This is a genomic window from Mesorhizobium sp. P2_E7 (assembly GCF_056403855.1).
This window is the reverse complement of the sequence record NZ_JBFUER010000001.1, coordinates 2002119-2021405: the sequence shown is the minus strand read 5'-3', so window position 1 is coordinate 2021405 and position 19287 is coordinate 2002119. Positions and strand designations below refer to the sequence as shown.

Genomic DNA, 19287 nt, shown 5'->3' with positions numbered 1-19287 from the left:
TCCGCCGCCCGTCTGCGAGACGTGCCATTTTCGAGCGGGGGTTTGACGAAAGGCGAGAGAAGGCAGCCGCCCCCAAACGCGGTTACCGATAGTTCGGTGGCACTCTCGGATTCAACTTCTAATGGGTGGTTAATTGCATTTGGCAGGCGCTTGTGCGTCTGGATGCATCGTTTCCAGAAAGTGTAGGATACTCCAAAAAGTCACATAATATCGATTTTTTAGCGAGAGAGTCGACCGCTTCAAGCCGCCGGTTTCCAAGCGGCGCGCTGTCTGCGCTTCGCCGCGCGACCTCGATACGAACCGTGCGCCAGCCAGCTCACGCTCTGGCGCCAGGCGATGGATTGCGGTGAAACGGGATTTTGCGATCAGAGTCCGAGATGGCCCTTCAGGCTGGGCACGGAGTCCAGCACTTCGTTGGTCAACTGCGGTCCGGCCGCCGCTTGCGCCTGCTGGATCAGTGTGGTGCCGGCCTTCTGGATCTGCGCCATGTCGAGGCCGGAGGCCTTGAGCGCGGCGACGCCGTTGATCAGCGCGCCGGTCTTTTCGCCGAGCACGCCGCCAAGCGCGCCTTGCAGCGACGACAGGAAGCCACCGCCGCCGGCAGGGGCGGCGGCCATGACGTCATACTTCTGCGCCAGGGCGTCGGCGCCCGGGATCTTGGCGAAGAACGATGAGGCAGCGGTGCCTTCGGCCTCGTGCTCAAGCACCGAGAATATGGTGCCGACGACCTTTTCGGTGACCGCCTGATCGAGGCCGGCTTTCTCGGCGACGGTGTTCACGATGCTCTGGGCGTCCATGGCATTTCCCTCGGCATTTCTGTCAGTTGCGGGCTTTGGAACGGCGCTGGTCGATGCGGACCTTCACCATCCGCGCGGCGGTCGCGGCGGCGGCGGAGCGCATTGCCAGCAAGGCAGCAACAGCAAGCACGAGCGCACTTGCAAGGATCGGAGTGGACAAGGTCATCGAATTTGTTCCTTCTCGTCGGGCCAGCCTGACAGGCGAAGCCACAGTCAGCTTCCCCTCATATTGTGGCGACAACCATCAACATCTGCCGAAATGACCAAAATGTGATGACTGCCCGGCGATCTGCGGGGGGGCAGCACGTACGATCCGCCTGACGGCGAAACCGTCACTCACCCGTGACTGGACCGTGCGCGCTTGCACCCTATCTTGACCCGCGAGGTCATCCCAGGGGGACCGTGAGGTCATCCCGGAGTGACCGTGAGGTCATCTCCGAGCGAGGAGCACGCCATGACGAAACCCACCATCGAAGCCGCCAGGCTTGCCAGCCCTGCCATCACCCAGGCGATGATCGACGCCTATGACGAATACACGCATCTGACGCTCGACCGCCGCCGCTTCATGGAACAACTGACCAGGCTCGCCGGATCGGGTGCGGCGGCGGCTGCGATCGCGCCGCTACTGGCGGCGAACTCGGCGCAGGCGGCCATCGTCGCCGACAACGATCCACGCGTGAAGGCTGAGGATATCAACTATCCCGGCAGCAGCGGCGAGATGAAGGGCTATCTGGTCAAGCCGGCGAGCCTGTCCGGCAAGCTCGGCACCGTCATCGTCATTCATGAAAACCGTGGGCTCAATCCGCACATCAAGGATATCGCGCGCCGCGTGGCGCTGGAAGGCTTTGTGGCGCTGGCGCCGGATTTCCTGTCACCGCTCGGCGGCACGCCCGCTGACGAAGACAAGGCGCGCGACATGTTCACCAAGCTCGACGCCAAGCAAGTAGCTGCTGACGGTGTGGCGACCATCGCCTATCTCAAGGCCGAGAAGGACGGCAACGGCAAGGTCGGCGCGGTCGGCTTTTGCTGGGGCGGCGGTGCGGTCAACGATCTGGCCGTCAACGCCCCCGATCTTGCGGCCGGCGTCGCCTATTACGGTATGCAGCCGAAGGCCGAAGATGCGGCGAAGATCAAGGCGGCGCTTTTGCTGCACTATGCCGGGCTCGACGAGCGCATCGACGCCGGCATCGATGCCTACAAGAAGGCGCTCGACGCCGCGCATGTCGAATACACGGTCTATGTGTATGACGGCGTCAACCATGCCTTCAACAACGACACGTCAGCCGCGCGCTACGACAAGAAGGCGGCCGATCTCGCCTGGGGCAGGACGATCGCTTTCCTGAAGGAGAAGCTGGCTTAGTAGACCGGTCAACGCCCGGCGGGGCAATGAGGGCAGTGCAGGCCGACGTCAGGCGTGGCCGCGTTTCATGCGCGCCTGTTTCAGGATGGCGCGCCAGCGGATCATGTCGAAGGGGATCGGCTCGTTGTTGTTGGCGATCTGGAAGATCTCGTTGTTGACGTTCTTCAAGGAGCGCCAGAAATCATAGTCGGTAACGCGCGGATCGGCGGCCAGCCTGTCCACTTCGACCTTGATGTCGGTTTTCATGCCCGTTCCTCGAACCGCCTGTGCCCCGCCGCCTGCATCGCAACTCGGATCGACCCGTTCTCAAACGGTCTGCTGAGTCGTTCAATGGCTCAAATGGTTTGTTAACGTTAAAACCTTGGTAAGGTTAACGCGGGCCCGAAAGCGCTTCAAGCGCAGCGACCTTTGGATTTTGAGGACGCTGCGACTTTGACTTGCGAGTGTGGCTTTGGAGCCCCTGGTGAGAACAGAGTTCGGCTTACTTGCGGCGAATACCGATCGAACGGCCGGCGCGTTCGGGCATCGGCAGCGCAGCATGGGCGGCGCGCATCGCCTCCACCTTGGCCTGCACGTCGGCAGGGAAGGGCGCGACTTTCGGCCCGGACATGTCGACATGCAGCGACAGGGTTTCGGAGGTGGCGGCGAGCCAGCCGCCGACATGGCGGATTTCCTGGTAGGCCCTCAGCCGCTTGTCGTCATGGTCGATCAGCTGGAACGAGACGACGACCTTGTGTTCGAGATGCAACTCCTGGACGTAGCAGACATGGACCTCGGCCGTGTAGATGGTCAGGCGCCGGTCTTTGACATAGTCCAGCCCCATGCCCATCGCCGCGAACGCCTCGTCCGAGCAGCGGTCGAACAGCACGTTGTAGTAGGCCATGTTGAGGTGGCCGTTATAGTCGATCCAGTCCTTCTCGATGTCCATCGGCTTGGAGACGTAGGGGGCGGGGATGGGCATGGAACATTCCTTGTTCTGGTGCGGGACCGAGTTCTGGTGCTGGACAGGGCGTGGCGGGCAAGACTACGCATCCATAATCGCATAACAAGCATGGACGCTGGTCCATTCGCGGAGGAATTCATGGCTCTGAGCGACCTCAACCCGGTCGAACGCAACGAGGAAGGCATCGCGGCGGTGCTCGGCATCCTCAAGCAGCAGCTCGGCGAACGTTTTCAGACCGGCGCGGCGATCCGCGGCCAGCACGCGCATACCACCACCTATATTCCGACGCAGGCGCCCGACGGCGTTGCGTTCCCGGAGACGACGGAAGAGGTGCAGGAGATCGTGCGCGCTTGCGCGATGCACCGCGTGCCGGTCATCGCCTTCGGCGTCGGTTCCTCGCTGGAGGGCCACACCAACGCGCCGGGTGGCGGCATCTCGGTCGACACCTCGCGCATGAACCGGATTCTTGCGGTCAACCCTGAGGATCTCGACTGCACGGTCGAGCCCGGCGTGACGCGCGAGGATCTCAACCGGCATTTGCGCGACACCGGCCTGTTCTTTCCGATCGATCCCGGCGCCAATGCTTCGCTGGGCGGCATGGCGGCGACCAGGGCGTCCGGCACCAATGCGGTGCGCTACGGCACCATGCGCGAAAATGTCCTGTCGCTGACGGCGGTCATGGCCGATGGCGAGACGGTGACGACCGGCAAGCGGGCGAAGAAGAGCTCTGCCGGCTACGACCTGACGCGGCTTCTGGTCGGCTCGGAAGGCACGCTCGGCATCATCACCTCGCTGACGCTGAAGCTGCAAGGCATACCCCAGGCGATCTCCGGCGGCGTCTGCCCGTTTCCGAGCCTGGAGGCGGCCTGTAATGCAGTCATCGCGACGATCCAGATGGGCATTCCGGTGGCGCGCATCGAGCTGGTCAACGCGCTGCAGATGCGGGCGATGAAGAATTATTCCAAGCTCGATTATCCGGAAAGCCCGTGCCTGTTCGTCGAATTTCATGGCAGCGATGCCGGCGTTGCCGAACAGGCCGAAACGTTCGGCGCGATTGCCGAGGACAATGGCGGCGGACCGTTCCTGTGGACCAGCGTCGCCGAGGAACGGACGAAACTGTGGAAGGCCAGGCACGACGCCTACTGGGCATCGCTGACGCTGCGGCCAGGCGCCAAGGGCCTGTCGACCGATGTCTGCGTGCCGATCTCGCGGCTGGCCGAATGCGTTGCCGAAACCGAGGCCGATATCGCCGAGATGGGCCTGGTGGCGCCGATCGTCGGCCATGCCGGCGACGGCAATTTCCACGTGCTGGTGCTGATGGATGTCGATGACCCCAAGGAAATCGCGCTGGCCGAAAAATTCGTCGCCCGGCTGAACATGCGGGCGATCGCCATGGACGGCACCTGCACCGGCGAACATGGCATCGGCCAGGGCAAGATCGGCTTCCTGCGCCACGAACTTGGTCACGGCGTCGATATCATGCGTTCCATAAAAAAGGCGCTTGATCCGCAAGACATTATGAACCCGGGCAAGATATTACCTGCATAGCCGAAATGTGACTGGGGCGAGGGCGGCAATGCGGTACGCGACCAAGACTGTGGAGCCGCTGGTTATAAGGGCATCGCGCGGCAAGACATCGTTGATGCTGTTGGCCAGCCTCGTCTTTGTCCTGGGCAGTGCTTTCATGATCTATGTCTCCAAGGACGACGACACCACCGGGCTTTGGTGGTGCATAGCATTCTTCGGGCCATGCGCGCTGGTGTTTGCCTGGCTGCTTGTGCGCCCACAGATGCTGGTGCTGAACGGACAAGGTTTCATGCTCGGCGGCGGTCTCGTCCGATCGCCGAAACTGGTCCGCTGGCAGGACGTTGAAGGCTTCCACGTCTACAACCTGCCCAAAGCCGGCGAGATGATCGGCTATAATTTTGCACCGGGTGTCAAGAAAAGCTCCGTCATGCGCAGCATCACCAAAAGCCTGGGCGCCGAAGCCGCATTGCCCAAGGGCTGGCCATTTTCGCCCGAGGAGATGGCCGTGCTGCTGAACGAGTATCGCCGAAGGGCGATGGCGCGGTAAAACCGTGGGCGGCGAAGGCTGCACAGTTACCGAGGGAGGCCAAGCAGATGCCGGCATCAGAGGCATTGTTGTCGATCGACGTGCCGCAATCGTCTCCCGGCGCGCCTTTGCCGCATGTCTTTGCCGACGAGGGCAGGCTGCTCATCGCTTACATCATCAACAGGCCGGATCCGTCATTCGACGGCACCAATCCGCGCTCGATCTCGTCCGCGACAGGCGGTCAGTCGATCGCCATTCTGACGGCGGATCCTTATCGGGTATTTCAATTCGGCCCGCCTAACGACGAAGCCATCAGCGGGCATCGCTTGTATGGGCTGGGGCTGCGGCCGTATTCCGCGTTCGAAGTCCTCAATTCGTCCTGGATCGCTTCCCAGGAGAAGGCAAACCAGGTTCATTCGTCTCACACACCGGAGCTGTTTTCCGACTATCGGCACTTCATCCTGACGTTCCATGATTCGACGCTGGAATTCATTGCAAGGAGCTTTTCGGTCAGCCTTCATGAGCGGGCGGTCCTGCCGGCGCTGATGGAGGCGGTCGGATCTCGCTGATCGGGTGCACCGGGATGGGCCAACCGCAATGTGTCCGCCAGATGAATTGCCTCTTTATCGACACGCTGATGCGGGTAGAGTGCAGCTGACTTTCAATCAACCCGTTCGGAGCTGATGCTCGCACGCTTGTTCGTGATCTTCGGTGGCTTGTTCGTGCTGGTGCTCTGTGCAGCACTGGTGGTGCCGTACTTTATCGACTGGACCGGCTACCGCGCCCAGTTCGAGCGCGAGGCGAGCGCCATTCTCGGTCGCAAGGTGACGGTGCAGGGCGACGCCACGGCGCGGCTGTTGCCGTTCCCCTCGGTGACCTTCTCCAACGTTACCGTCGCCGGTGGTCCCGGCGGCCAGCCGGCGATGACCGTCGAGACCTTTTCGATGGATGCGGAGCTGGCGCCGTTCCTGCGCGGCGAAGTGCTGATCTTCGACATGCGGCTGGTGCATCCGAAGGCGACGATCGACATTGCCGACAACGGCACGGTCGACTGGGCGATGCGGCCGTCCTCGCCCTTCGACCTCAACCAGATCTCGATCGAGAAGCTGACGGTGACGGAGGGCGAGATTGCGCTGCGTCACGCCGCCGGCGGCCGTAGCCATCTCATTTCCGAAATCAATTCGACCATCTCGGCCAAATCGCTGGCCGGGCCGTGGCGCATGGACGGCACATTGCTGCTCGACGGCCTGCGCTCGACGCTCACCGCTTCGACCGGCAAGGCCGAGGGCAACGGCCAGATGCGGCTCAGACTCAAAGTCGATCCGGATGCCTATCCGCTGGTCATCGAGACCGACGGCAATGCCGGCATCGTCAACGGGGCCGCTGTCTACTCCGGCCAGTTCAAGATTTCCGGCGCCGACAAGAACGACAAAACTCCAGTTGAGCTACGCGGCAGCGATGGCGAGACCGTTAAAGTCAGTGCGGCCAAGACCGATCCGGGCTTCCGGCTGAACGGCAAGTTCTCGCTCGACCACCAGAAGCTCGGCGTCGACGAATTCCGTTTCGAGACCGGGCCGCTTGACAATCCCTACACCGCCGACGGCAAGGCTTCGGTCGATCTCGGGTTGAAGCCGAATTTTGCCATCGAGGCCAATGGCGCGCAGGTGCAACTGGACGAGGCGGTGGGCGCCGAGAAGGGCGCCGGCCTGACCTTGGACCAGCGCATTGCCGGGATCGAGCAAGCCCTGCTCGACCTGCCGAAACCGACCATTCCCGGCACCGTCGAGGTCAAGCTGCCGGCGGTGGTGGCCGGCGACACCACAGTGCGCGACGTGCATCTCTCGGCCGAACCGGTCGAGGGCGGCTGGTCGGTGAAGTCGATGGCCGCGACCTTGCCTGGCCGCACCACGCTGGAAGCCAGCGGCATGCTCAGCGTCGAAAACCATTTTGGCTTCACCGGCTCGCTGCTTCTGGCAGTGGCGCAGCCTTCCGGCTTTGCCGCCTGGCTGTCGAAAGATGTCGACGAAGCGATCCGCCGGCTGCCTGCCGCCGGCTTCAAGGCCAAGGTCGATCTCTCGGAGAGGCGACAGGCGTTCAGCGATCTCGAACTGATCCTCGGCAAGGCAAAGTTTTCCGGCCGCATCGATTCCAGCCAGCCCGACGATGCCAAGCCGTCTGTGCTGATGCGGCTGACGGGCGGCGAACTCGACGTCGACGGGCTGACGGCGTTCGCCTCGATCTTCGTCAGCGACAAGGGCGCCAACCGCTTCTCCGACCGCGACCTCGATTTCCAGATCAAGGCGGGGCCAGTCAGCGCCGGCGGGCTGACCGCGGACACGGTCGACACTGCGCTCCGGTTGCGCGACGGTCTGCTCGAAGTCGACCGGCTGTCGATTGGCGGCCTTGCCGGCGCCTCGATCAGCGCCACCGGCCGGATCAAGGATTTCCCGGCAAGCCCGACCGGCAAGCTCGACGCCTCGGTGGTCGCGGTCGATCTGAAGCCGCTGATCGACGTTGCCGCGCAGCACTATCCCGACAATGATGTGCTGAAAGGACTGGCAAGCCGCACGTCTGCCTATCCCGAGCTGTTCCAGGACGCGCGCGTCGATCTGGTGGCAAGTGCCGCCGACAATGGTGACGGCACGACGGGGCTGGCCGTCAGCGGGCAAGGCAAGGCAGGCGGCTCGGCCTTCTCGGCGTCGCTGTCGGGCAAGGGTGCCGTCGGCCAGTTGCTCGACGCGCCGGTGACGCTGACCTTCAACGCCAAAAACCCCGACGCCACCGCGCTGCTGGCGCTCTACGGAATGCCGGCGCTGCCGCTCGGCATGCTTGGCCAGGCGTCAACCGACATTTCGGCGAAAGGCACGTTTGGCGGTGGCCTGGCAACGAGCTTCAACCTCGCTGCCGAGGACTTCAAGGCAACCTTTGACGGCACCGTTGCTCAGACACCGCAAGGCGCCACCGCCAAAGGCAAGATCGGCATCGACGCCTCCGATATCGAGCCCTGGCTGATGACGACGGGCGTCGGCCTGCCCGGCATGGGCACCGGCACCTCGACCTCGCTCAGCGCGGATGCCGATTTCGGCAATGGCCTTTTGGTGCTGAGCGGTCTCAGCGGGTCGATCAACGAAGCGGCGGTGTCCGGTGACATCAATCTCGACGTGAAGCAGGGCCTGCCGCATCTTGCCGGCGCGCTGGCGCTCGATGAGCTTGATCTCGACCCGATGGCGGTCGCGCTGTTCGGCGACCAATCCTTCATCGCCAGCAACGGCAGCTGGCCGACGGCGCCGTTCAGCCAGAAATCCAGCCTGCCGTTCACCGCCGACCTCGATCTGACGACGGCCACGCTTGCCGCCGGACCGCTGGCCACGGCCTATGACGCCTCGCTGTCGCTGAAACTCGACCAGGAAGGGATCCGCGTTTCGGACCTGAAGGCAAAGCTGCTCGGCGGCGCGCTCACCGGGCTGTTCGAACTGAAGAACACAGACGGCACCGGGCTGTTCTCCGGCCAGATGAGGCTTGCCGGCGCTGATCTCACGACCGTGCTGCCCAATGCCGGCCTGAGCGGCAGCGGCGATTTCTCGACCGGCCTGTCCACCAGCGGCAAGTCGGTCGACGCGATGATCGCGGCGCTATCCGGTTCCGGCACGGCGGCGCTAAAAGGCCTGACCATTGCCGGCGTCAATCCCAATGCCTTCGGCGCCATGATCGCCAAGGCCGATGCGATCGGGCGCGACATCGATGTGGCCAAGACCGCGGGCTTCGCACCGCAGATCGCCGGTGACGGCACTTTCGTGGCCGGCGACTCCGACATCGCTTTCACGGTTGCCGGCGGCACGTTGCGAGCGCCGCCGTTAAAACTGGAAAACGCCGGCGCGGCGCTGTCCGCCGACGTCACGGCGGACCTCAACACCAGCACCGTCGCCGCCAGGGGTACGATCACCTACAAGCCCGGCGACGAAGCGCTGGTCGGCTCCGATCCGACGGTCAATTTCAGCGTCGACGGGCCGCTCAGTGCGATGAAAAAGCAGTTCGACAGCGAGCCGCTGGCGCAGTTTTTGACCCAGCGCGCGCTGGAAAAGGAACAGCAGCGGGTCGAGGCGATGCAGGCAGCGCTGCTGGAGAAGCAGCGGCTGCGGCGCGAGGTGCGCTACTACGCCGCCCTGCAGACCGAGCGCGACAACGCCGCCGAGGAATTGCGCAAGCAGGAGGAAGCGGCGCGACTGAAAGCCGAGGCGGACGCCAAGGCGAAAGCGGAGGCCGAGGCAAAAGCACAGGCCGAAGCGGAGGCGAAGGCCAAGGCGGATGCGGAAGCAAAGGCGGCGGCCGATGCGAAAGCGCAGGCGGAAGCGGACGCCAAGGCCAAAGCAGATGCGGATGCGAAGGCGCAGGCCGAGCAGCAGGCAGCCGAAGACGCCGCCAAGGCTGAAAACGAACGCAAGAAGGCTGAACAGGCGATGCGGATTGCGTCGCAGGAGAAGGCCAGGCTGGAGGCCGAACGCAAGGCGCAAGAGCAGGCGCCGAAGGTCGACCGCTCACTGCCAGGCGTCAATGACGGTTCGACCCCGGCGCCGCCGAAGCCCAAGGTAAACCCGTTCTCGGTCGACAATCTGCTGAAGTCGCTGGGCAATTAAACGTGGTCGAAAAGTTGCGGTCGCTATCTGCGAGCTATTGAATAATTCTTCGGAGAGATCGGGTTTTTATCGGAGAAAATTATCCGAACAGCTTTGTTCGTATCTGAATATACAGGCCTGCTTACGCTGAGAAAATCGAAAATTATTTGGGCCAACTGTTCGGTGTCAGAATCGATATAAACCCTTGAAAAACTAGGGCGACCATCTCGTTCGAGGATTTCGAATGCATGGACATTGATCCAAACTTGATTGCTCGGCTTCTTGTCGCCGTTGCGGTAGTTGAAGACCTGATTGCCAGATTCGTCGAACTCCGGCTCTGATACCGCCCTGATAGAATACACACTCCCTTCGATTTTGAGTTTGGCGTTGTAGTGCATTTCCTCGCGCCCACCCCCACCTTCCTCAAGCACTTCGATGCCAGGCGTGATGGAAGCTATCTTGAATCGTTCTGCATCCCAGCGGAACCGCGAGCGCTCCGGCACTTGATATCGCCCGATTGGCCCGACATGCTGATGATGGACCATCCCGCCCCCGTTTAGTCGCTATTCTACGATCATACGCGCACGCCTTGCCGCGCCGCGCTTGGCCCAGTCCAGCACATGCAGCCGGAGCGCCGAGGAGAGGTTGGCGTCGCGCGGCCTTGTCTCGTCGATTTCGGCGACCAGCGCGGCGAGCGTCAGCTTGCGTTCCGCTGCGATGGTGACGAGGTCGTCATAGAACGGCTTTTCGAGGGAATAGCTGGTGCGGTGGCCGCGGATCGTCACCGAGCGTTTTTCGACCGGGCTCACCGCGGACTGCCCATCAATCGCCCTGATCTTCCGGGCGTTCGCGGCGGTGGCCGGCGACGAAGGTTTCTGCCTTGTCGGCGATCAACTGGTCGCGGCTCTTTTCGGCTTTGGAACGGCCATGCAGAACGCGGTTCTCGCCAGCCTGCCGTTCCTTTTCGGCGCGCGCCTTTTGCTTGCGGACCTGGCGAAGGTTGACGACGTCGCCCATGTCGCGCCGTCCGTCCCGCTACTTCTTGCGGAAAGCGTCGAGAGAGACGACGTCGGCGCCCTTGCCGGCGGCGGCATCGGCCGCGGCAGGCTTCTTCTCGGCTTCGGCGGCAGCCGCCTTCTTCTCGGCCTTCGGCTTTTTCTCGGAGACGATGGCCAAGGGCTCGGGCGCCGGCTGTGCCGGCGCTTCGTCTTCTGAGGGAATGTCTGTCTTGACGTCGAATTCGAGTTCGAAATTCACCGACGGGTCGTAGAAGCCGCGCACGGCAGAGAACGGGATCTCCAGTTTCTCCGGCACGTCGGAGAAGGACAGGCCGACCTCGAAGCCGGTATCGGTCACCTTGAGGTCCCAATACTGGAACTGGATGACGATGGTCATCTGTTCGGGATAGCGCTCGCGCAGCCTGGACGACACGCGCACGCCCGGCGCGCCGGTCAGGAAGGTGATGAAGAAATGATGGTTGCCGGGAAGGCCGGTGCGCGCGACTTCGGCCAGGACCTTGCGCATGACGCCGCGCAATGCCTCCTGGGCCAGAATGTCGTAGCGGATGTGGTCGTCGGCCATGTGCTGGTCGGGTTCCGTTGAATCGTCCGCATAGCTGTAATCAAGCTTGAGGGCGGCGTAAACCGCATATAGATCGCTGATGTGCGGAAGCGAGGCCCGTCACTGACGATTTGATCGCTGGCTTCGATCGCTCAGGCGCTGGCCAGCTGCTTTTCCACCGCTGCCGCGGATCTGCGCTTGCCGAAGGCGCGCACGAAAGTTCGCACGCCATGGGTTGCGGATTGCAGCACTTCATCCTCCGATGGCGTGCCGCCGAGCATGAACGTGGTCTGCAGTTCGGCGTTGGCCAGGGCCAGGAACTGCCGCGCGGCGACATCGGGATCGTCAACCGTGAGATGGCCGGCATGGGCGAGGCGGGCAAAACGGGCGGCAAGTGCCGGCCATGTCCGGCCCGGACCATGGTCGCGCCATTCGGCAAACAGTTCGGGATAGCGCTCGCCCTCGGTCTGGATCAGCTTGCGCAGGAAGCGTCCGTCGCGATTGCAGATGCAGTTCTGGTTCATGCGCACGGCAAAACCGATCAAATCGGCTTCCAGATCCCTGGGCTGGTCGGGGAAGGTGGCGAAGGTGGCGAAGATGCCGGCATTGCAGCGCTCGGTCAGATCGCGCACCACGGCCATGAAGAGCTTTTCCTTGTCGCGGTGGTGATTGTAGATGGTCTGGCGCGAGACGCCGGCCTCCATCGCGATCAGGTCGATATTGGCGCCGGCGAAGCCTTCGCGGCAAAAGACCGAGGCCGCCGCATCGATGATCGACATACGCTTGGCCTCGTGGCCGCGTGGCGGGAAAATGTCAGGAGAAACGGCAGGCTTCATAAAAATCTATATAGAGGTGATTGACGAATTGGACAAGGCTGTCTAAATTTGTGGACATAACAAAACGGAAATTTGCGCTGAGGGGACGAATGAATTCGCCCCAGGATGTCGGATTTCCACGGGATGGAACGTCCTGGGGTTAGACGTCGCTTGCCGGCGGCAACCAGATTCGAAAGAAGCCATTATCATGAGTCCCAAATTCCTCCGCATCGCGGTCGTGCTCGGCTTGTTGTCCGCCATCGGCCCCTTCGCCATCGATATGTATCTACCCGCACTGCCGTCGATCGGCGAGGATTTGCATGCCGGCACCGCCGCCGTGCAGATGAGCCTTTTGATCTTTTTCCTGTCGATGGGTTTCGGCCAGATCGTCGTCGGGCCGATTTCCGATATGGTCGGCCGCAAGCTGCCGCTTTATGGCGGGCTTGCGCTGTTTATGGTCGGCGGCATCGGTTCGGCCATGGCGCCGACCATCGAATGGCTGATCGCCTTCCGCTTCCTGCAGGGCCTCGGCGCCAGCGCCGGCATGGCGGTGCCGCGCGCCATCGTGCGCGACCTGCACACCGGCACGGAAGCCGCCAAGCTGATGTCTTTGTTGATGCTGGTGTTTTCGGTGTCGCCGATCCTGGCGCCGCTGACCGGCAGCCAGATCATCGAGAACTTTGGTTGGCGCGCGGTGTTCTGGACGGTGACCGGCGCGGCGGCCCTTGCCACCATCCTGCTCGCGACCTCGCTCAAGGAGACGCGGCCGGCGGAAGAGCGCGTCGGTTCGTCCTTCGGAACAGCACTTGCCGGCTACCGCTTCCTGATGGGTGACCTCAATTTCCTCGGCCTGGTGGCGATCGCCGGCTTCGGCATTGCCAGCTTCTTCGTCTACCTCTCGAGCTCGTCCTTCATCCTGATCGACCATTACGGGCTGTCGCCTTCGGTCTACAGCGTGTTCTTCTCGATCAACGCGGTGGCCTTTATCGGCATGTCGCAGCTGACCGGCGTGCTGTCGGAACGCTTTGGCCTGAAGCGCGTCGTCTGGGTGGCGGTGACCGGCTATGCCACGACGATGGTGGTGCTGTTTGCAATCATGGCGACCGGCGTCGACCGGCTCGACGTGATGGCGGCGCTGCTCTTCGTCGGCTACGGCTTCCTCGGCCTGGTCATCCCGACGACGTCGGTGCTGGCTATGGAAGAGCATGGCGAGATCGCCGGTACCGCCTCGGCGCTGATGGGCACGCTGCACTTCGCCATCGGCGCGCTGGCCATGGGTGTCGCCGGCATCTTCTTCGACGGCACGCCGCTGCCGATGGTCGCCGGCATTACGCTGTGCGCCGTGATCTCGTTCACGCTGGCCAAGCTGACGCTCGGCCGCTCGCGCGAAGCGATCGAAGCGCCGGCGGAATAAGCCAACCACACTCAATCAAAAAAGGCCGGGTCTGACTCGGCCTTTTTCATGTCCGGGATAATCCAGCCTCGGCCAGCACGAAGTCCAACCGTGTCTCGACCGAGGTCAGTGGTAGCTCAATCAGCTCGTAGCCCAATTCTGTGTAGACGCCGACCAGTGAGTGATAGGTCCGTTCGGCCTCGTCGAGCGTCTGCCTTCGCTCGCTGTCCTGGGTGAAGATGTCAGGCCATGGCGGGGCAATGAAGACACGGCTGCTGTAGCGGAAGCGTTCAGCGGCAAGCCTGACATGAGCCGGCACGGGCTGGCCGATCAGCCTATAGTAGCCCAGCGTGTCCGGCACGCCGCGATCGAAGAAGACTGGGCCGGAGCGCTCGCAAGCGGCCTGCCAGGAGCGCATCTCCCACGACAGCATCAGTTCGGAAAACAGCGCCTTGTCGCGCCAGGGCAGGGCAGATCCGCCAATTGCCACCTGGTCGCGGATGATACCGCGCCCGGCCTCGGGCGAGGTGGCGAACCCTTCAGCTTTCAGCGCTTCGACCAGCGTGGTCTTGCCGGAACCGGGACCGCCGGTCAGCACGAAGAAGCGATCGGAACAGTTTTGCATCTTTTGTCCATGGAGAAGGGCGCACGCGGCTCGACAGCTTCGCGGCCCATAGCCAGGCAAAGTTCGACCAGCGGCAGCCGGCGCTGCGCGTAAAATACTGGGGAGGGGGAGAAGTGGAGGTTTCTGTTGCCAGGTACCTCCGAACCCCGCCTAGAAGTGCGAACCTCTAGGGCTTGATTTGAAGCTATCGCACTGCATTAAGCAGCGAGACGTGCTTCCGCATAGTTGTCATTTGCAACTACAGGTTTAGCCCGATGACGGTGGTACCATGCCGGGCAAAAGTACGATCTTTACACCTTCGTCGATCCTATTTCGCCCCCAGCAAGAACCGCTTTGTCGTGAAAGCGGCTTTTGGTGGAGGCGCCGGGTACCGCCCCCGGGTCCGAACGGCTTATTACATCGCCCATTTATCGCCATAGTCGGTCAAGCCGACAAACCGAATATAGGGGGTCGTCGTACGAAATGAAAGGCCGCAATGGCACTTCTTCCCAGAGCCAAACTGTGACGCCAAGGGTTGACTTGGACGCGGTCTCAACCGAAGCTTTGCGGCGGTGAGGAGTCACGATCTAACGCACAAGTTGCGGCAGCGCGCCACAACCCTCATCGATCGGATCCCGTGGCGCCGATGTGGGGAATTTTGATGGCCGATTATCTCGCAGACGTGAAGAAATACGACGCCGCCGCAAATGCCGATGTGGTTGCCAAGATTGTGAAGCATCTGGGCATTGCGCTGCGCAACCGCGATTCCTCGCTGGTATCCTGCACCGACCCCAAGGAGTTGGAGCGCGTCAAGACCAACTGGGTTGCCAAGAAGCTCGGTGTGACCGACGGGGCGAAAGCCGACGCCGCGATCGAGAAGACCTGCAAGGCATTGGCCGCCGACAGCTCCAAGAGCCGAGTGACTTTCTACTATCTGGTCGCCAAGGATCTGGGCAAGCTGGGTTCTTTGTAGAGATTATTGCCGGTAGGCAGACCGCGTTTGATCTGCTCCTCACCAGACGTCAGCGCCGCCCCTCATTGCCCTGCCGGGCATTTCTCCCCGTATAGTGACGGGGAGAAAGGGCTGACCGCTATCTCCCGCTCTTTCTGCAACTTCACTGATTGGCGAAATCGGTGATGACAGCGCCCTTCTCCCCGTCACTATACGGGGAGAGGATGCCGGCAGGCAGGTGAGGGGCGGCGCTGACCTTTCACGAGTGGTGGGGCAAGCAACGCCTAGTTCCCTTTTAATATGTTCGGCCGGCGGCCAGTCGGCTATGATGCCAGCAACCCCGAATCGAGGCGAAGCCGATGCGCCAGTATCTAGACCTTTTGCAGCATGTGCTGGACAACGGCGCCGATCGCGGCGACCGCACCGGCACCGGCACGCGTGGGGTGTTCGGCTACCAGATGCGCTTCGACCTGGCGCGCGGCTTTCCCGTCACCACCACCAAGAAACTTCATCTGAAGTCGATCATCCATGAACTCCTGTGGTTCCTGGCCGGTGACACCAACATCAAATACCTCAAAGACCACGGCGTTTCGATCTGGGACGAGTGGGCCGACGAGAATGGCGATCTCGGCCCGGTCTATGGCAAGCAGTGGCGCTCCTGGCCGGATGGTCATGGCGGGTCGATCGACCAGATTGCCAATCTTCTCAAGGAGATACGCAAGAACCCGAATTCACGGCGGCTGATCGTTTCGGCGTGGAACCCGGCCGAGGTCGAGGCCATGGCGCTGCCGCCTTGCCACTGCCTGTTCCAGTTCTACGTCTCGGAAGGCAAGCTCTCCTGCCAGCTCTACCAACGCTCGGCCGACATTTTTCTCGGAGTGCCCTTCAACATCGCCTCCTACGCGCTGCTGACCTTGATGGTGGCGCAGGTGACCGGGCTGAAGCCCGGCGATTTCGTCCATACACTGGGCGACGCGCATCTCTACTCCAACCATTTCGAGCAGGCGCGCGAGCAATTGCGGCGCACGCCCAAGGCGCTTCCGACGCTGTGGATCAATCCCGACGTGAAGGACCTGTTTGCCTTCCGCTTCGAGGATTTCCGGCTGGAAAACTATTTTGCCGATGCCTCGATCAAGGCGCCAATCGCGGTCTGATCCGCTGTTCCTTCAATCAATGCCGACCATGACGTCCGATGCCTTGATCACGGCATAGGCCTGCTTGCCTTTTTCGAGGTTGAGATCGGCGACAGCCTCATTGGTGATCGAGGCGGTGACCACCGAGCCGCCGACATCGATGCGGACATGCGAAGTGGTGGCGCCCTTGACGATCTCGACGATCGTTCCCTTGAGGATGTTGCGGGCGCTGATTTTCATCGGGACTTCCTTCCACGGTTTGTCTGCCCGTCATAACCAGAACAATCGATGCCGAACAGACGCTTTCGACAGGTGGCGGCCTTCCCATGTTATATTCATCCGGATATATCGATCGGCAGGCATCGAGCCGAGCGGATTTCAACCCAGGGAGAGAATCATGACGGGCAAAGGTTTTGGATTGAGAGCGATCGCGATTGGCGGTTTTGCTGCAGCGCTGATGGCCGCGGTGCCGGCCGCGCATGCGGAAGACAAGGTGATCGTGTTCGCGGCCGCCAGCCTCAAGGACGGGCTCGATGCGGTCAACAAGGCCTGCGAAGCCGATGTCGGCGAGGCCGCGACCATCTCCTACGCCGCGAGCTCGGCACTGGCCAAGCAGATCGAGGGTGGTGCTCCGGCCGACGTCTTCATCTCGGCCGATCTCGACTGGATGAAGTATCTCTCCGACAAGAAGCTGACCAAGCCGGACACCGAAGTGAAATTGCTCGGCAACCAGATCGTGCTGGTGGCGCCGAAGGATTCGAAGGTCGAGACCAAGATCGAAAAAGGTTTCGACATCGCCAAGCTGGTCGGCGACGGCAAGCTCGCCATGGGCGACTTCAAGGCGGTACCGGCCGGCAAATACGGCAAGGCAGCCCTTGAATCGCTCGGCGTCTGGTCGTCCGTCGAAGGCAAGGTGGCGCAGGCAGAGAATGTGCGCGCCGCGCTGAAGCTAGTTTCGACCGGCGAAGCAGCGCTCGGCATCGTCTATGCCACCGACGCGCATGCCGACAAGGGCGTGAAGGTGGTCGGCACTTTTCCGGAGGATTCGCATCCGCCCATCATCTATCCGGTTGCCCAGACGGCCGATTCCAAAGACAAGGATACGCCGGCATTCCTGAAGTGTCTTGAGTCCGCCAAAGCGGCCGAACTGTTCAAGGCACAGGGCTTCACGATCCTGGCGCCGAGCAACTAAGGCAACGCCTGACGCATGAACTGGCTACTGGACCTCACTCCCGACGAATGGAATGCGGTCCGGCTGTCGATCAAGGTGGCCACGGTGGCCATGCTTTTCAGCCTGCCGCCGGGCATCGCGATCGCGCTGCTGCTTGCCCGCGGAAAATTCTGGGGCAAGACGCTGCTCAACGGGGTGGTGCATCTGCCGCTGATCCTGCCGCCTGTGGTGACCGGCTATCTGCTGCTGCTTACCTTCGGCCGGCGCGGGCCGGCCGGCGCCTTCCTGGCCGAGCATTTCGGCATCGTCTTTTCGTTTCGCTGGACCGGTGCGGCTCTCGCCTGCGGCATCATGGGCTTCCCCCTGATGGTGCGGGCGATCCGGCTGTCGATCGAGGCGGTCGACCGCAAGATGGAGGCAGCGGCAGGAACGCTCGGCGCCAACCCGCTCTGGGTCTTCGCCACGATCACGCTGCCGCTGATCCTGCCCGGTCTGATCGCCGGCTCCATCCTGTCCTTCGCCAAGGCGATGGGGGAATTCGGCGCCACCATCACCTTCGTCTCCAACATTCCCAATGAGACGCAGACGCTCCCGTCGGCGATCTACACCTTCACGCAGGTGCCGGGCGGCGATGACGGGGCGCTCAGGCTGACGCTGATCTCGATCATCATCTCGATGGCGGCCCTGGTTGCCTCGGAAGTGCTGGCGCGGCGCGTCGGCCGGCGGATGGACATCGAATGAGCGTCGTTGTCGACATCAGCCATCGTCTCGGCGAGTTCGCCATCGACGCGCGTTTCGAAAGCGCTGGCCGGCTGACGGCGCTGTTCGGGCCGTCTGGGTCCGGCAAGACGACGCTGATCAACCTGATCGCCGGCCTGATCCGGCCGACCAAGGGCCGCATCGCGGTCGATGGCCGGGTGCTGGTCGACACCGATGCCGGCATTTTCGTGCCGAAGCACAAGCGCCGCATCGGCATGGTGTTCCAGGACGCGCGGCTGTTCCCGCATATGAGCGTGGCCGGCAATCTGCGCTATGGCCGCTGGTTCACGCCGGCCGCGGAGCGCTATGCCGACATGGATGCAGTGGTCGAATTGCTCGGCATCGGTCCGCTGCTCGACCGACGGCCAGCAAAACTGTCGGGCGGCGAGAAGCAGCGCGTGGCGATCGGTCGGGCGCTGCTGGCCAGCCCGAAGCTGCTGTTGATGGACGAGCCGTTGGCTTCGCTCGACGATGCGCGCAAGGCCGAGATTCTGCCCTATGTCGAAAGGCTGCGGGACGAGACGAAGCTTCCCATCGTCTATGTCAGCCATTCCGTCGCGGAGGTCGCGCGGCTGGCCAGCGATGTGGTGGTGATGGCGCAAGGCAAGGTCTCGGCTTTCGGGCCGACCGGCGCGATCATGCAGCGGCTCGATTTGTTGCCGGCCGAAGAGCGCGGCGAGGGCGGCGCGGTGCTGGACACCAAAGTGCTGCGTCACGACGAGGCGTTCGGCATGAGCGTGCTCGGTTCGGCGGCGGGTGAGATCCGGGTGCCGCTTCTGGCGATTGCGCCTGGCGCGCCAGTGCGTATCCGTATCCGCGCCCGCGACGTGATGATCGCCACTGAACAGCCGACCGGCCTCAGCGCGCTCAACATCCTTCCCGGCATCATCGTCGCGATCAGCCCGGGTGAGGGGCCATCGGTGGAGGTCGGCATCGACTGCAATGGTGTAACCGTGCTTGCCCGCATCACTGAGCAGTCCAGGCAGGCGCTGAAACTTCACCTCGGCGGCAAGGTGTTCGCGGTGGTCAAGACGGTCAGCTTCGACAGGGCCAATACCAGTGCCGGGCTGCCGGCCGAAGCGGATGGCTGATAGCCGCTATATCGTTTTGGAATAGCGCTACGGGTCGAGAGAG

22 protein-coding genes and 1 other RNA gene are annotated in these 19287 nt (G+C 62.6%); 11 read left to right on the top strand and 12 right to left on the bottom strand.

Annotated elements, in window-relative coordinates; genetic code table 11:
- Positions 1–365: 365 nt before the first annotated feature.
- Both AC1DYC_RS10245 and AC1DYC_RS10240 read right to left on the bottom strand, forming a co-directional pair.
- Positions 366–797 carry a hypothetical protein gene (locus AC1DYC_RS10245; RefSeq protein ID WP_477280507.1) on the bottom strand — a complete coding sequence of 144 codons (432 nt, stop codon included), beginning with the start codon at positions 795–797 and terminating at the stop codon, positions 366–368.
- Positions 798–819: 22 nt separating this feature from the next.
- Complete coding sequence (locus AC1DYC_RS10240) at positions 820–963, bottom strand: hypothetical protein (protein WP_477301286.1); 144 nt, start codon at positions 961–963, stop codon at positions 820–822.
- A gap of 288 nt (positions 964–1251) precedes the next feature.
- Between AC1DYC_RS10240 and AC1DYC_RS10235 the strand changes: the two genes are divergently transcribed.
- Positions 1252–2157, top strand: coding sequence for a dienelactone hydrolase family protein (locus AC1DYC_RS10235; RefSeq protein WP_477405936.1), 906 nt, complete (start codon positions 1252–1254; stop codon positions 2155–2157).
- A gap of 48 nt (positions 2158–2205) precedes the next feature.
- Here the strand turns inward: AC1DYC_RS10235 and AC1DYC_RS10230 are convergent, their stop codons facing one another.
- Both AC1DYC_RS10230 and AC1DYC_RS10225 read right to left on the bottom strand, forming a co-directional pair.
- A complete protein-coding gene (locus tag AC1DYC_RS10230) occupies positions 2206–2403 on the bottom strand; it encodes a hypothetical protein (RefSeq protein WP_112394615.1) in 198 nt (65 codons plus the stop codon).
- Positions 2404–2638: 235 nt separating this feature from the next.
- Positions 2639–3118, bottom strand: a complete 480-nt coding sequence (locus tag AC1DYC_RS10225; protein ID WP_477405934.1) for a thioesterase family protein — start codon at positions 3116–3118, stop codon at positions 2639–2641.
- A 120-nt stretch (positions 3119–3238) separates the two neighbouring features.
- Here AC1DYC_RS10225 and AC1DYC_RS10220 point away from each other — a divergent pair, with 120 nt between their 5' ends.
- From AC1DYC_RS10220 to AC1DYC_RS10205, 4 genes are all read left to right on the top strand, one after another.
- On the top strand, positions 3239–4648 hold the full coding sequence (locus AC1DYC_RS10220; RefSeq protein ID WP_477405933.1) for an FAD-binding oxidoreductase: 1410 nt from the start codon (positions 3239–3241) through the stop codon (positions 4646–4648).
- A 28-nt stretch (positions 4649–4676) separates the two neighbouring features.
- Positions 4677–5174 (top strand): hypothetical protein, encoded by a 498-nt coding sequence (locus AC1DYC_RS10215; protein WP_477405931.1) that lies wholly within the window; start codon positions 4677–4679, stop codon positions 5172–5174.
- Positions 5175–5221: 47 nt separating this feature from the next.
- Complete coding sequence (locus AC1DYC_RS10210) at positions 5222–5722, top strand: hypothetical protein (protein WP_477405929.1); 501 nt, start codon at positions 5222–5224, stop codon at positions 5720–5722.
- A 114-nt stretch (positions 5723–5836) separates the two neighbouring features.
- On the top strand, positions 5837–9787 hold the full coding sequence (locus AC1DYC_RS10205) for an AsmA family protein (RefSeq protein ID WP_477405927.1): 3951 nt from the start codon (positions 5837–5839) through the stop codon (positions 9785–9787).
- Positions 9788–9810: 23 nt separating this feature from the next.
- Here the strand turns inward: AC1DYC_RS10205 and AC1DYC_RS10200 are convergent, their stop codons facing one another.
- The 5 genes from AC1DYC_RS10200 to AC1DYC_RS10180 all read right to left on the bottom strand — a co-directional run bounded on the left by AC1DYC_RS10200 (position 9811) and on the right by AC1DYC_RS10180 (position 12162).
- A complete protein-coding gene (locus AC1DYC_RS10200; RefSeq protein ID WP_477301303.1) occupies positions 9811–10311 on the bottom strand; it encodes a hypothetical protein in 501 nt (166 codons plus the stop codon).
- A gap of 18 nt (positions 10312–10329) precedes the next feature.
- Complete coding sequence (locus AC1DYC_RS10195) at positions 10330–10575, bottom strand: ribbon-helix-helix domain-containing protein (RefSeq protein ID WP_477301305.1); 246 nt, start codon at positions 10573–10575, stop codon at positions 10330–10332.
- 13 nt (positions 10576–10588) lie between these two features.
- The gene (locus AC1DYC_RS10190) at positions 10589–10783 is read right to left on the bottom strand and encodes a DUF4169 family protein (RefSeq protein WP_477301307.1); all 195 of its coding nucleotides are present in this window, start codon (positions 10781–10783) and stop codon (positions 10589–10591) included.
- Positions 10784–10801: 18 nt separating this feature from the next.
- On the bottom strand, positions 10802–11347 hold the full coding sequence (locus AC1DYC_RS10185) for an SspB family protein (protein WP_477301309.1): 546 nt from the start codon (positions 11345–11347) through the stop codon (positions 10802–10804).
- 131 nt (positions 11348–11478) lie between these two features.
- Positions 11479–12162 (bottom strand): TetR/AcrR family transcriptional regulator, encoded by a 684-nt coding sequence (locus tag AC1DYC_RS10180; RefSeq protein WP_477405925.1) that lies wholly within the window; start codon positions 12160–12162, stop codon positions 11479–11481.
- Between the two features lie 187 nt (positions 12163–12349).
- On the opposite strand from AC1DYC_RS10180, the gene AC1DYC_RS10175 reads away from it, so the two are divergent.
- The gene (locus AC1DYC_RS10175) at positions 12350–13555 is read left to right on the top strand and encodes a multidrug effflux MFS transporter (protein WP_477405923.1); all 1206 of its coding nucleotides are present in this window, start codon (positions 12350–12352) and stop codon (positions 13553–13555) included.
- Positions 13556–13601: 46 nt separating this feature from the next.
- On the opposite strand, the gene AC1DYC_RS10170 is transcribed toward AC1DYC_RS10175, so the two are convergent.
- Both AC1DYC_RS10170 and ssrA read right to left on the bottom strand, forming a co-directional pair.
- On the bottom strand, positions 13602–14159 hold the full coding sequence (locus AC1DYC_RS10170; protein WP_477405921.1) for an AAA family ATPase: 558 nt from the start codon (positions 14157–14159) through the stop codon (positions 13602–13604).
- Positions 14160–14271: 112 nt separating this feature from the next.
- Positions 14272–14631: a transfer-messenger RNA gene (gene ssrA, locus AC1DYC_RS10165) on the bottom strand.
- Positions 14632–14799: 168 nt separating this feature from the next.
- Between ssrA and AC1DYC_RS10160 the strand changes: the two genes are divergently transcribed.
- Together AC1DYC_RS10160 and AC1DYC_RS10155 are read left to right on the top strand one after the other, a co-directional pair.
- Positions 14800–15111, top strand: a complete 312-nt coding sequence (locus AC1DYC_RS10160) for a DUF2853 family protein (protein ID WP_477405919.1) — start codon at positions 14800–14802, stop codon at positions 15109–15111.
- Positions 15112–15449: 338 nt separating this feature from the next.
- Complete coding sequence (locus AC1DYC_RS10155; RefSeq protein WP_477405917.1) at positions 15450–16244, top strand: thymidylate synthase; 795 nt, start codon at positions 15450–15452, stop codon at positions 16242–16244.
- 12 nt (positions 16245–16256) lie between these two features.
- On the opposite strand, the gene AC1DYC_RS10150 is transcribed toward AC1DYC_RS10155, so the two are convergent.
- Positions 16257–16463, bottom strand: a complete 207-nt coding sequence (locus AC1DYC_RS10150; RefSeq protein WP_477405915.1) for a TOBE domain-containing protein — start codon at positions 16461–16463, stop codon at positions 16257–16259.
- 157 nt (positions 16464–16620) lie between these two features.
- Here AC1DYC_RS10150 and modA point away from each other — a divergent pair, with 157 nt between their 5' ends.
- The 3 genes from modA to modC are packed head-to-tail and all read left to right on the top strand — an operon-like array spanning position 16621 to position 19244.
- On the top strand, positions 16621–17415 hold the full coding sequence (gene modA / locus AC1DYC_RS10145) for a molybdate ABC transporter substrate-binding protein (protein ID WP_477405913.1): 795 nt from the start codon (positions 16621–16623) through the stop codon (positions 17413–17415).
- 15 nt (positions 17416–17430) lie between these two features.
- Positions 17431–18135: a molybdate ABC transporter permease subunit gene (gene modB, locus AC1DYC_RS10140; protein ID WP_477405911.1), complete on the top strand. Its 705-nt coding sequence runs from the start codon at positions 17431–17433 to the stop codon at positions 18133–18135.
- Entirely contained in the window at positions 18132–19244 is a 1113-nt protein-coding gene (modC, locus tag AC1DYC_RS10135) for a molybdenum ABC transporter ATP-binding protein (protein WP_477405909.1), read from the top strand. Before modB ends, modC begins: the two co-directional genes overlap by 4 nt.
- The last annotated feature ends 43 nt before the right edge of the window (positions 19245–19287 follow it).

Excerpts from the sequence above, each read along its gene's own strand:
- AC1DYC_RS10240 (WP_477301286.1), bottom strand. The coding sequence starts at position 963 with ATGACCTTGTCCACTCCGATCCTTGCAAGTGCGCTCGTGCTTGCTGTT.
- AC1DYC_RS10235 (WP_477405936.1), top strand. The coding sequence starts at position 1,252 with ATGACGAAACCCACCATCGAAGCCGCCAGGCTTGCCAGCCCTGCCATC.
- AC1DYC_RS10200 (WP_477301303.1), bottom strand. The coding sequence starts at position 10,311 with ATGGTCCATCATCAGCATGTCGGGCCAATCGGGCGATATCAAGTGCCG.
- AC1DYC_RS10220 (WP_477405933.1), top strand. The coding sequence starts at position 3,239 with ATGGCTCTGAGCGACCTCAACCCGGTCGAACGCAACGAGGAAGGCATC.
- AC1DYC_RS10150 (WP_477405915.1), bottom strand. The coding sequence starts at position 16,463 with ATGAAAATCAGCGCCCGCAACATCCTCAAGGGAACGATCGTCGAGATC.
- AC1DYC_RS10225 (WP_477405934.1), bottom strand. The coding sequence starts at position 3,118 with ATGCCCATCCCCGCCCCCTACGTCTCCAAGCCGATGGACATCGAGAAG.
- AC1DYC_RS10160 (WP_477405919.1), top strand. The coding sequence starts at position 14,800 with ATGGCCGATTATCTCGCAGACGTGAAGAAATACGACGCCGCCGCAAAT.
- modA (WP_477405913.1), top strand. The coding sequence starts at position 16,621 with ATGACGGGCAAAGGTTTTGGATTGAGAGCGATCGCGATTGGCGGTTTT.
- AC1DYC_RS10210 (WP_477405929.1), top strand. The coding sequence starts at position 5,222 with ATGCCGGCATCAGAGGCATTGTTGTCGATCGACGTGCCGCAATCGTCT.
- AC1DYC_RS10215 (WP_477405931.1), top strand. The coding sequence starts at position 4,677 with ATGCGGTACGCGACCAAGACTGTGGAGCCGCTGGTTATAAGGGCATCG.
- AC1DYC_RS10205 (WP_477405927.1), top strand. The coding sequence starts at position 5,837 with ATGCTCGCACGCTTGTTCGTGATCTTCGGTGGCTTGTTCGTGCTGGTG.
- AC1DYC_RS10185 (WP_477301309.1), bottom strand. The coding sequence starts at position 11,347 with ATGGCCGACGACCACATCCGCTACGACATTCTGGCCCAGGAGGCATTG.
- AC1DYC_RS10155 (WP_477405917.1), top strand. The coding sequence starts at position 15,450 with ATGCGCCAGTATCTAGACCTTTTGCAGCATGTGCTGGACAACGGCGCC.
- AC1DYC_RS10190 (WP_477301307.1), bottom strand. The coding sequence starts at position 10,783 with ATGGGCGACGTCGTCAACCTTCGCCAGGTCCGCAAGCAAAAGGCGCGC.
- modC (WP_477405909.1), top strand. The coding sequence starts at position 18,132 with ATGAGCGTCGTTGTCGACATCAGCCATCGTCTCGGCGAGTTCGCCATC.
- modB (WP_477405911.1), top strand. The coding sequence starts at position 17,431 with ATGAACTGGCTACTGGACCTCACTCCCGACGAATGGAATGCGGTCCGG.
- AC1DYC_RS10230 (WP_112394615.1), bottom strand. The coding sequence starts at position 2,403 with ATGAAAACCGACATCAAGGTCGAAGTGGACAGGCTGGCCGCCGATCCG.
- AC1DYC_RS10180 (WP_477405925.1), bottom strand. The coding sequence starts at position 12,162 with ATGAAGCCTGCCGTTTCTCCTGACATTTTCCCGCCACGCGGCCACGAG.
- AC1DYC_RS10175 (WP_477405923.1), top strand. The coding sequence starts at position 12,350 with ATGAGTCCCAAATTCCTCCGCATCGCGGTCGTGCTCGGCTTGTTGTCC.
- AC1DYC_RS10245 (WP_477280507.1), bottom strand. The coding sequence starts at position 797 with ATGGACGCCCAGAGCATCGTGAACACCGTCGCCGAGAAAGCCGGCCTC.
- AC1DYC_RS10170 (WP_477405921.1), bottom strand. The coding sequence starts at position 14,159 with ATGCAAAACTGTTCCGATCGCTTCTTCGTGCTGACCGGCGGTCCCGGT.